Origin of the sequence: Polyangium sp. 6x1, assembly GCF_029946515.1 — a bacterium.
GTDB lineage: Bacteria > Myxococcota_A > Polyangia > Polyangiales > Polyangiaceae > Polyangium.
This window is the reverse complement of record NZ_JARZHH010000094.1, coordinates 1-10,348: the sequence shown is the minus strand read 5'-3', so window position 1 is coordinate 10,348 and position 10,348 is coordinate 1. Positions and strand designations below refer to the sequence as shown.

At 68.7% G+C, this 10,348-nt stretch carries 8 protein-coding genes; 2 read left to right on the top strand and 6 right to left on the bottom strand.

What is annotated here, in order from left to right; genetic code table 11:
• The first annotated feature begins 54 nt into the window (after positions 1-54).
• A complete protein-coding gene (locus QHF85_RS44925; RefSeq protein WP_281333662.1) occupies positions 55-1,089 on the top strand; it encodes a hypothetical protein in 1,035 nt (344 codons plus the stop codon).
• A 33-nt stretch (positions 1,090-1,122) separates the two neighbouring features.
• Here QHF85_RS44925 and QHF85_RS44920 read toward each other — a convergent pair whose 3' ends face one another.
• The 4 genes from QHF85_RS44920 to QHF85_RS44905 all read right to left on the bottom strand — a co-directional run bounded on the left by QHF85_RS44920 (position 1,123) and on the right by QHF85_RS44905 (position 3,990).
• The gene (locus tag QHF85_RS44920) at positions 1,123-1,518 is read right to left on the bottom strand and encodes a hypothetical protein (RefSeq protein WP_281333661.1); all 396 of its coding nucleotides are present in this window, start codon (positions 1,516-1,518) and stop codon (positions 1,123-1,125) included.
• A gap of 44 nt (positions 1,519-1,562) precedes the next feature.
• Positions 1,563-2,711 carry a PAS domain S-box protein gene (locus tag QHF85_RS44915; protein WP_281333660.1) on the bottom strand — a complete coding sequence of 383 codons (1,149 nt, stop codon included), beginning with the start codon at positions 2,709-2,711 and terminating at the stop codon, positions 1,563-1,565.
• A gap of 91 nt (positions 2,712-2,802) precedes the next feature.
• The gene (locus QHF85_RS44910) at positions 2,803-3,330 is read right to left on the bottom strand and encodes a hypothetical protein (protein ID WP_281333659.1); all 528 of its coding nucleotides are present in this window, start codon (positions 3,328-3,330) and stop codon (positions 2,803-2,805) included.
• Between the two features lie 39 nt (positions 3,331-3,369).
• Positions 3,370-3,990 (bottom strand): hypothetical protein, encoded by a 621-nt coding sequence (locus QHF85_RS44905; protein WP_281333658.1) that lies wholly within the window; start codon positions 3,988-3,990, stop codon positions 3,370-3,372.
• Between the two features lie 215 nt (positions 3,991-4,205).
• On the opposite strand from QHF85_RS44905, the gene QHF85_RS44900 reads away from it, so the two are divergent.
• Positions 4,206-6,818, top strand: a complete 2,613-nt coding sequence (locus QHF85_RS44900) for a hypothetical protein (RefSeq protein WP_281333657.1) — start codon at positions 4,206-4,208, stop codon at positions 6,816-6,818.
• A 15-nt stretch (positions 6,819-6,833) separates the two neighbouring features.
• Here the strand turns inward: QHF85_RS44900 and QHF85_RS44895 are convergent, their stop codons facing one another.
• Both QHF85_RS44895 and QHF85_RS44890 read right to left on the bottom strand, forming a co-directional pair.
• Positions 6,834-7,727 carry a hypothetical protein gene (locus tag QHF85_RS44895; protein WP_281333656.1) on the bottom strand — a complete coding sequence of 298 codons (894 nt, stop codon included), beginning with the start codon at positions 7,725-7,727 and terminating at the stop codon, positions 6,834-6,836.
• Positions 7,728-7,809: 82 nt separating this feature from the next.
• Entirely contained in the window at positions 7,810-10,113 is a 2,304-nt protein-coding gene (locus QHF85_RS44890; protein ID WP_281333655.1) for a hypothetical protein, read from the bottom strand.
• Between the last annotated feature and the right edge of the window lie 235 nt (positions 10,114-10,348).

The window sequence follows — 10,348 nt, the reverse complement described above, 5'->3', positions numbered from 1 at the left end:
CGCGCCGGTCGGGCTCGCGCCAGGCCGCGTCTGCGATTACGATGCCCCTCGGGCATGCGCACTTCCCTTCCGCCGATCTTCGCCTCCCTCACGCTCGTCGCCGCTGCCGTCGCGGCTTGCGCCGGTGGGCCGTCTCCGAGCGTGGGTCTCGCGCCCCCGCCCATCGCCGACGCCGGTCCGGTGGAGGCGGGACCCGACGCCGAACCCCCCGCAGTTGCCGCGCCGAAGGCGACTCCGGCCGAGGATCCCGAGCTCGCGCGGATCGCGGCGCTCCCCGAGGCCGAGCGTATCGCCTACGCCCGCGCCCGGCTTCCCAATCTCGACCATCTCCGCAGCGGCGCGACCCCGGCGGACTTTTCGCGCTTCGTCAAAGCCGGTTCCACGCTCGCCCTGTTCGTCCCGGAAGAGCTGCTCCAGCATGATGTCCCGGCGCCCCAAAGGCTTTGCCGGCGGGTCGTGTTCGAGGTGTCCCCCGAATCCCTCCATGCGGAGATCCCGCTCGATGGCGGCGAGGGCCGCCCGACGCTCACGCGCTCGGGCTCCTTCGAGGATCTCGTGGTCGACACGATCGTCACCTTCTCTGGGCCCCACCACCGGACGATCGAGACGAATGCGCGCGGCGAGAAAACCGAATCGATGTCCGCGCTCGGCTCGGCGTGGCGTCCCCCAGGCATGCTCCTCGAAATTCGCGAGGATGCGATTCTTTATGGCGCGACGCCCGTCTCCGCGCAGGCCACGTGCGTGAACTTCGAGGATCGCCCGTGCGCGGAGGCCGGCGGCGGCGTGGGTGCCTGCACGCGATGCACGGGCCTCGCGGCGCGCCTTTCCTCCCACGACCCGATGCATCACTTCGGCCTCGCGAGCCCCACGCGGGTGGGGCGAGGGCCGACCGCAGGCGAGGTGCTGCCCGCTTGCACGGCTTGCCCCGCGGATCCGCTCACTGCGGAGATCCCCCGGATCAACCGCGCGCTCGCCGGGCTCGATTTCGAATCCGTTCCAGATCAACCGTGGCCGGCGTTTTTCACGAAACGAGAGGCTTGCGTCGCGATGGCCCGAAAACGTGCGGCGGAGGCGCGGCAGGCGCAATGACGGCCGGCCGGGGCAAACCTCGGCCGGGCTGCTTCAGCGGAATCGGATCGACGGCGGGGGGCTGTCGTGCTCGTCGTCGAGGAACCACTCGATCCACGGCATCGCGGCCTGCTCCGAGGCGAAGAGCTTCGTGGGGACGGCAGGCTTCGAGACCGTGATCACGAAGTTGCCGATCATGTTGCTGACCGGCGAGCTGCCCGTGATCACCGCGACGCATTTGCAGACGGCCGGGACGTCGGGGCTCACCCAGAACTTGCGGACCGCGTGATCGGCGCCGCGCAGGCCTCGTTCGTCCACGAGCAGAGGACGCGGCTCGCCGCCGCCGAGCTTCTTGGCCGCCTCGAAATCCTCCTCGGCGTCCTGCAGCGTGTATTCCGCTCCGTCCTTCGTCACCTTCTTGACGAATCCGCGCGGGTCGTAGCTCAGCACGGCCCCTCGCGTCACAATCTCGACCGGAACGTCGCTCGAAACCATTATGAACTTCTCCTGGGAGCCTCGGCCTTCTTTGCCTTGCCGTTCATCGAGAGCGCGATGCCGCTCTTCAGCGTGCTGCACGTCCTGACACCGGGCAAATCGAGCCCCATGTCGACGAGGGTTTTCGCCACCTCGGCCCGCAGGCCCGTGAGGACCACGTCCACGCCGAGCATGCGCGCCGCGTGCGCCGCGCGGACGAGTGCGCCCGCCACGTCCGCGTCCACCACGGGCACCGCCGTGATGTCGAGGATCGCGACGCGCGGCTGGGCCTTCGCGATGCCTCGCAAGAGGGACTCGATCACCTGATCGGCGCGCTCCTGATCGAGCGTGCCCACGAGCGGCATGACCACGATGTCGTCGGTGATCGGGATGAGCGGCGTGCTCATCGTCCGGATGAGATCGTTCTTCGCGCGGATCGCCTCCTCGAGGCGCATGCGCTCTTCCTCGGCGCGTTTGCGATCGGTCACGTCGCGCAGCACGCAGACGAAGCCCTCGATCGTGCTGCCGTTCTGGAGCGGCGAGGACGAGACCGAGGCCTCGATGACCGCGCCCGACTTCGTCAAGCACTGCATCTCGTGCCCGTGGAGCGCGAGGATCTGCGCCGGATCGAGCTCCTCCAGGAAGAGCGTGCTCACGGGCTTGCCGACGAGCTCCCGATCCGTGAAGCCGAGCAGCTCCGTCGTCGCGCGGTTCACGGTCCGCACGTTTCCCTTCGCGTCGACCACGACGAGCGCGTCGGCCATCGAGGCGAAGACGCTGTCGAGGTACGTCCGCGAGACCGTGGAGCTCTGCAGCTCCTCGCGCAGCATGTTCAGGCCCGCCGCGATCCCGTCGAGCTTGTCGTGCCCTGGGCTGATGGAGGCGCGGGCCTCGAAGTTCAGCGCCGCGAGCTGCACGACGACGTTCGTCAACGTGGCGATCCGCTCGTCCTCGGACTTGCGCTCCGAGAGGACCTTGCTGCCGAGGGCCTCGATCTCGCGGAGGATCTCGCCGATGAGCCCGCCGCGCTCGCGGCTCGGGAACACGAGGTCCCCGGCGCGCAGGCGGCGCAGCATGGTCACGGCCTCGCGCAGACCGGCGTCGCTCGGCGGCCCCGCGCTCGGGGGCGGCCAATCTCGTCGTCCGTCGTCACGATCGTCTGTTCCCATCGGGTGTCTACGGGGACCGAACTGCCTCGGCCGGGAGCATATACCGACACCGCGGCCCTTGGCTAGCCGCGCCTCGCCCGGGCGGCCCGGGTCAGCCGACGCGCGCGGCGATCTCCGCGAGCGAGAGCACTTCGCCGAGGAACGGTCGTCTCACGTCGACGAACGACATCAGGTTTGCAGGGATGCCCGGCGCACCAATCACCGGCCAGGGCGGCGGGGGCTTCTGGAACGTGCCGTCCGAGAGGCGCATGTGCGATCGGTCCGAGGCGAAGGTCTGGACGAAGAGATCGGCCGGGACAACACGGAACGACGGCAAGAACGGCGGCGGCACGCCCGGGTGGAAGCAGCTTCCGAGCCACGCGATCGCGGGCAAGGGCACGCCGAGGGTGCAGTCGACGTCCCAGATCTCCGGCGGATCCCAGGCGAGCAGCACGACGTGGTAATCCCAGACGATGGGTTTGCCCCGGCCAGCTTTCTGGTACCACATGGGGCAGGCGCGATCGGCGTTCGAGACGAACACCACGTCGCGCCTTCGATCGGCGAGCGCGGGCTCCTGGCAGAGGTGCCAGACGTTCTCCTCGCAATAAAAGGGCTGGCGTAGGAGGCGCGGGGCGCTCATGGGGGGTTTGGCACAGAGTGTCGGCGGCGGTGGGTGGTGTCAGAGATTGAACATTCCCTTCACCATGGTTTTTCCGACGTCCAGAATATAACTTATCGCGATGTTTGGAGCAAAATCTTGGGTCGGCAGGACATCGACTTGAATCGTGACGACGTAGTCCGCTTCGGTCGGTCGTTTGCTGATGTGAAAGGTCCCGCGGACATCCTGAACGCCGACAGGCTTGTAGGGGCCGATTCCTGGGATCTCGGTGATGTTCCTGGGGGCAAGCGCGAACTCGAGGCTCAGCTCCGCGCCCTCGTAGGGAGGAACACGCCGCCTGACATGGTTGAGCTCGACGATATGCTGCTTGATGCCCAGCGGGCCTTTCACGTAGTACTCGCTGTAATGCTGCATGACCTGATGCCCGTCGATGACGGTATCGGGAAGGCGCTTCGATGTGACGAAGGCGATGTCGCCAGTGCCCGCCGCCTTGGCATATTCTCCCCATTGATCGAAATCGATGAACAGGTCCAGCAAGTCTTGCGCTGATTCCCAGTCGTCTTCTGGTTGGCGGATGAAGGAAAGGACTCTGATGGTCTTTCCGTCTTCCAGGATACGGGGGTAGTGGTTCGCTGCGCTGTGGCTGAAGCAATTCGCCGGTGTAGGGGGGACCTTGGGCATCGTTCGTCTCGGTGGTGATGCCTACGGATTTCACAGAATGGGCCGGACTGCAAGAGGAACCCGCCACCCTCCGCGACGACGGAAATGGATCCTCGGGAGGCTCGCGAAGGTGACGGCGCGCAGGTCGACGCGGCAGGTGGACCCGCCCGGGTGACCCGGGGAGGGGGAGGAAGGCCGTTCCGTGGCGCGGGCCTTACGTGCTAGCGTGGCGGGCGATGGCCGCCCCGCCCCTGCCGCTGCCGATTGCGGCGCTCGTTCGACGCGCGCGCAACGCCACGGATCCGACAAGGAAGCACCTCGCGTCGTATTACGCCTGGGAGGCGAGCATCCGCCTCACGGTGGCGGCCGAGCCGCCCGCGGACGTGAGCGGGCTCGGCATGCCCTCGACGGGGCACTGGGTGAAGGCGATGCCGCCGCGGCCGGGCAGCCTCACGGATCCGGCGCTGCTCGCGCTGCACGCGCTGCTCGCGGAGGTCGGGACCGACCAGCGGCAGGCGCCGAAATCGACGAACGCGCAGAAGCTCCTCGCGCTCCTGCCGGCGTACCGGAACAAGGTGATCGGGCACGGCTCGACGCGGAACGACGCGTTCAATCAGGAGGCGGCGCGGGTCTTCCTCGAAGCGATCGAGCCAGCGTGGCGCGCCGGCATGTTTTTCCCGACGGACAGCGTGCTCGTGTTCGTGGAGAGGGTGGAGATCGGGGCGGACGGCGACCGAAAAGCGCAGATCGTGCGGCTCGAGGGCCTCGCGTCCGAGCGCGAGGGCGCGGCGCAGGCGGCCGAGGACGTCCTGCCGGGCCGGGTATACCTGCGCAAGGACGGCCATTTCGCCTCGCTCCACCCCTGGGTGCTTTTCGAGCACGGCGAGGAGCGGGAGCGCGCGCTCTTCTTCAATGGATATCGCAACGCGGCCGAGTTCCTCGATTACGCGAGCGGCGACGTGGTGAAGAGCAAGGCGCTCGCGGCCGCGTTCCCCTCGCTCGACCCCGACGTCGCGGCGCTCGTGGGCGGCGGGGACAAACGCCCGCCCGGGCCGTCGAGCAAGAAGCCGCCCGCGCCGCGCCCGGCCGAAGGGGAAGAGGAGGCGGAAGAAAAGGCGAGGGTGGGCGAGGCGGCGGCGGCCGTGAGCCAGGAAAAACCCGTTGTGACACAAAAGGCCTCGCGGCCCGCGTGGCTTTTCCCGGCCCTTGGCGCCGCGGCCCTGTCGCTCGGCGCGGCCGGGGTTTGGCTGGGCACGAAGGGGCCTTCCGGGACGAGCGGGCCCGCGGGAGGCGCGGCGAGCGCGGACGTGGCCGCGGCGGAGGACGCGGACATCCCCAAGATCTCGGCGGATCCCGCGGTGCAGGCGGAGTTCCGGCGGGGGATCGAGAGCCTGCTCCAGGCGGACGTGTACGGCGCGGAGACGGCGCTGCTCTCGGTGCGGGACAAGGGGCCGAGCGATCCGTGGCCGCACGTGGGACTCGCTGTCGTCGCCGCGCTGCAAAAGCATTTCGAGGACTCGACCCGCGAGCTCGACGAGGCCATTCGCCTCGTCCGTGGCAGCACGAGCCGCGACGCCGAGCTCGTCGCGATCCTCGATCTCGCGGAGGAGGACACTGCAAAAGGGTTCGCCGCCTGGGACGCATTCAAGGCGAAGCACCCCCAGTTTTTCCTGGCGCATCTCCTCGTCGCTTATTACTACATGTACGGGGGGACGGTCCCGGAGCGCGTCGCGCGATTCGAAGGGGCTCGCGCCATCGACGGGCGGCACGCGCTCACCCATCTCTTCGAGTCCATGGTCTACATGGAGGCGGGCCAGCTCGCCGACGCGCTCGCGGAGGCGGGCAAGGCGCTCGAAAACCAGGGCGCTTCCCCCTGGATCGTCGCGCAGCGCGGGATGGTGCGGATGCGCATGGGTGACATGGCCGCGGCGCGGACCGACCTCGAGCAGGCGATCGCCCGGCGCGGCCCATTCCTGGCGCACGTGACGTACGCGTTTTCGCTCCTGACCACGGGCAAGAGCGAGGACGAGGCGCAATTCTCGCGCGAGCGCCAGACCTTGCTCACGACGAAGAACGTCGAAGATCGCCTCTCTTTCATGTGCACCCACCCGCTCGTGCTCCTGCGCGAAGGGCGCGCGCGCGATTCCGACGCGCTGCTCGACGAGGCCGCCGCGTATGCCGTCGAGAAGGGCAAACAAGGCACCCTGATCCGCTGCGTGCTTTTGCCCGTGTATGGCGACGTGGCGCTCGGACGTATCGCCGAGGCCGAGGCGAAGTTCGCCAAGCTCTCGCAGATATGGGAAGGAGCGAGCCTCGCGAAGACGGACGAGTCGCGGGCCAAGCTCATGCTGAAGAGCCTGAAAGGCATGATCGCCGTCGAAAAGGGCGATCTCACCCGGGCCGACGCGGAGCTCGCGGAGGTCAAGCGCCTCGCGCCCACGGGCACCGACGAGCTCGCGTTTGCTGTCGTCGCCGCCCGGAAGGAGGACGTCGTCATTCCGGACATCCCCGAGTCGCGCGGCCTTTTCCAGCGATTCCGGCGCATGCATTTGCAAGCCCACGCCTTCGAGCTCCGGGGCCAGCTCGCCGAGGCGGAGCGCGCCTACGAGAAGATCCTCGCCGAGCGCGAGAAATGCGGGAAACTCGTATTCGATACGCGCCTGCTCTGCGGCCCCTACGTCGCCGACGGCCTCGTTCGGCTGGCGGAGCTCCAGGCCAAACGGGACGCCAAGACCGAGGCCCTCGCGACGCTCGACGCGCTCGCGGCCTTCTGGCCTCGGGCAGACGCGGACCTCCCGCCCCTCAAACGCGCGGCCGAGCTCCGGAAGAAGCTACCACCGCGCAAATGAGCGCGGCGGCTTGATTCAGTTGTAGCAGAGCGGGTCGTCGGGCGCGCAATGCTTCTTCGGCTGGGGTTTTCCCCCTTCCTGCGCATCCTTCATCGTCGAGCCGCGGACGCCGCCGACGAAGCCGCCGCCTGGGACGGCGCCGCCGTCGCCTCCCTGCGCTGCCTCGGTGGGCGGCGCGGGCGAGATAGGCTTATCCGGCCCCTTTCGCGCGTCCCTGTCGATGTCATCGTCGGCCGAATGAAGCGCCACGAGGTCAATCGAGACGAGCGCGCCGCAGCCCGAGGGCGGCGTCGTCACATTCGCCGAGCCCTTCGCGCACGCCTCCCGGTCGCCCGCCTTCTCCACCGTTGCCCCGGATCCTTCCTCGGCCACCTCGAATGCGCCGATCGTGTAGCCGCGGACGACGTGCGTCGCCTCCTTGCACGCCTGCACCGCGTCGGGGCTCGCCGTCGCGCCGACGAACGAGAATCGACCCGCGTGCGCGAGCTTGACCTGGAGCGCGTGGCCGCCGCTCATGACGGCGCCGAGCCGCGCTTTGCCAAGGGGCACTTCGCGCTCGACGTCCGCCTCGCTCGACAAGGTCAACGTCCCGTCCTCGGGCGCGCTCGTGTATCGCGCCGAGGCCCGCAGCTCGCACGCCGGGACGACGACGAGCCTGCACCCTTCGAGCTTCAGAGCGACCGGGCCGTCCGCGAGCCTCTTTTCCAGCGCATCGCGCTCCGCGGCGAGCAGGGCGACGACGCGCTGGCTCCCCGGCGCATCCGGGAGCGGGCTGCACACGGCCGCGTCCGGGGGCGGCCCCAGAGGCCCGCGCGCGACGTCGTGCGGCGCATCCGGCGGCGCGGCGCCGCCGCACCCGGCGACGGCGACGAGGGAAATCGTGGCGGCGAGGAGCGAAGAGATACGCACGCGGCAGACCGTATCAGGGCCCGCGCGGGGGCTCAAGGCCGACGCGCGCCGCGTCATTTCCGGGCGCGCCGAGGGCGGCGGCTCATTCCACGGGATAGGTGAGGAACAGCGACGCCTTCGGGAGGGGCTTCGCGTCGCCCGTGATGCGGAAGCGTCGTTGTTGATTGTCCGGACAATCCGACACGAGCTCCGGATTCCCCGTCGGCGGGGTCGTCGCGCCGTCGATGTAACACCAGCGATGCACAGGCTCTCCCGAGGCGAGCGGCGGGTCGTTCACGTCCTCCTGGCAGGCGTGCCTCGCCGCGCCCGCCTCGGCCTGGATCATCATGCAGAAACAATCCCATGGCTCGCCTGCCGCGCGCGGGTGCGTTTGGATGCGCGTGACGAGCGACGCATGCGCTTCCGGGACCTCGATTCGCCCGGTCGACGGATCACACGTGCACGCGCCGCCTTCCGCGTGCCGCGCCTCGATCAGCACGGCCGGCAGGCCGCCCTTCGGATCGATCGCGAAGTCCACGTCGCGCAGGCAGGCATTGTGGACGCGGGCCTTCAGCCGTTCCTGGAGCGCGGCCATGACCGGGCGATAGCCGTGGTCCGGCGCGGCGAGATCGTCGATCCTCGCCGGGCAAACCGAGCCCACGACGGCCTGCTCGCCGAGGCCCTTCAGCACCTCGAGCTGCCGGAGGCCCGGATAGGCCTTCGCGCGCACCTGGAGCGTGGGCGCGCCACCGCTTGCGGGGTTTTGCGCGCAGAGCGGGCTGTCATTGGTGGTGTCCTTGCAATCGCAGCCGGCGAGCGTGTCGTCCGTGCAATCGCGCTCCTGCCCTTGCGGCAGGGGGAAGATGCACGCGTATTGCAGGTCGTCCCCGGCGATCGTCCGCTCGTGGCCATTGATCGGGTTTTCCTCGGGCGCGTTCGCGTCGACGAGGGCGTCGCCGGTGATCGGGTTCGTCCCGGCGCGCTTCGCCACGGACTCGATCATCAGCGGATCGAGCGGTTTTACGTATTTCGTGGGGTCGCCGAGGATGACGTCCCAGGTCGTTCTGCCGCTCGCGTCGAGGGGCGCTTCGAGCTCGGCCGTGCTCTTCAAGCCCTGCGCGAGGTTCGTCGGATCGCGGGCGATGTCTTGCCAGGGCACGCCGACGATGCCGGCGAAGAAGACGGAGCCCGCGTCGCGGGCGCGCCAGACGTCGTCGTTCGGATCGAGGTCCGAGAAGAGGGGGTTCGGGACGAGATTCCCGGCGCGGTCCTGGATCTCGGTCGACGTGAATGCCTTCACGTAGCGATCGACGGGATAGAGGAAATCGATGCCGAAGCGGCGCTTCTGATCCCAGCAGCGGAGGTTTTTGGGGTCCTCCTCGGGCGCGAGCAATGCGGGGCCGCCTTCGGGGCTCGTGCACGTGGGATCCGCGGGACAACTGCCCGGGTCCTGGCCACAGGATTTGCAACACGGATCGTTCGGATCGATCGCGCACTCCGACCGCGCGCGCGGGAGACGCACGTCCATTCCTTCGGACGTTTTTTCCTGGCCGACGTAATAGAACTGCCCGTATTCCTTGATGGAGCAATCGTTTTCGTCCGAGACCATCACGATCGCGAGCAGCGAGTCGGACCGCAGAAACGCCGCGCGCTGCTGCAAGAGGGCCGTGTCCGTGCCGTCGGGTGTCGCGCGGTTGTTGACGACGGAGATCGATTCGTAGGGCTCGGGATCGACGAGGAAACGGTACACGCTCTCGAGCTGGGATTCGTACTCGCAGCCGAGCGGCCCGACGCCGGCCACCATGTCGCGGAGCGACCCGCCGAGCCCGAGAAAGTCGTCTTCGCCCGGCGGCGAGAGCGATTGCGCCGGATCCCAGGCGAGAAATCCCCGGTCTTCGTAGGTCGGCGCCGCGGAGGGGCCGCAGGCATCGAGGCGCGCGACGAGGTGGCCCTTGTCGTTGTTCGTCGTGTTCGTGCCGCCCGCGCACGCTTGTTCGCTCTGCACGACGTCGGGGCAGCCATCGGCGCCGTGGCCGCCGAGGCTCGAGCTGAGCACGCCGATGTGGATGTCGAGCACGGGAGCCATCACGCGCCGCGTGCCCGCCGGGCAAGGATCGAGGGGATGTCCCGGCGGCGTCATGGCCGGTACGCCCTCGGGGCCCACGCAGGGCGGATTCACGAGGCCGAGGACGAGGTCGGGCACCGCGCTCGCGAGCAAGGCTTGCTTGTCGGCCATCGAGCGCGAGTTGTCGAGGACGAGCAGGAGGTCGAGTTTGTCGGTCTGGGGCAATTCGAATGTCTGGTTCTCCTCGGTCTGGGGGCAGCCCGGACGCACGCACGTGGAGTGAACGACGGCGTCGTTACAGGCGACGAGGCCGAGCGCGAGAACGACCGAGGATGAACCCACGAGGGCGAGCGAGGGAAGGGAAGGGCGCGACCGCATGTGGCCTCCGCGAGCGCCCTGGTTTGGTGAATTGACCAACGGCGCCCTGCTTTGGTGTGGCAATCGATATGCCACCTGCGGAGGCAGTCCGGCAGGAGTTAGAGCATCGAACAATTCGATGTTCTGCGAGATCGCGAAGCGAGCTCGCCTCGGGGGGTGAATCGGCCGGGCTCCGCCTGGCCGAGAGGGGGACGCGAGG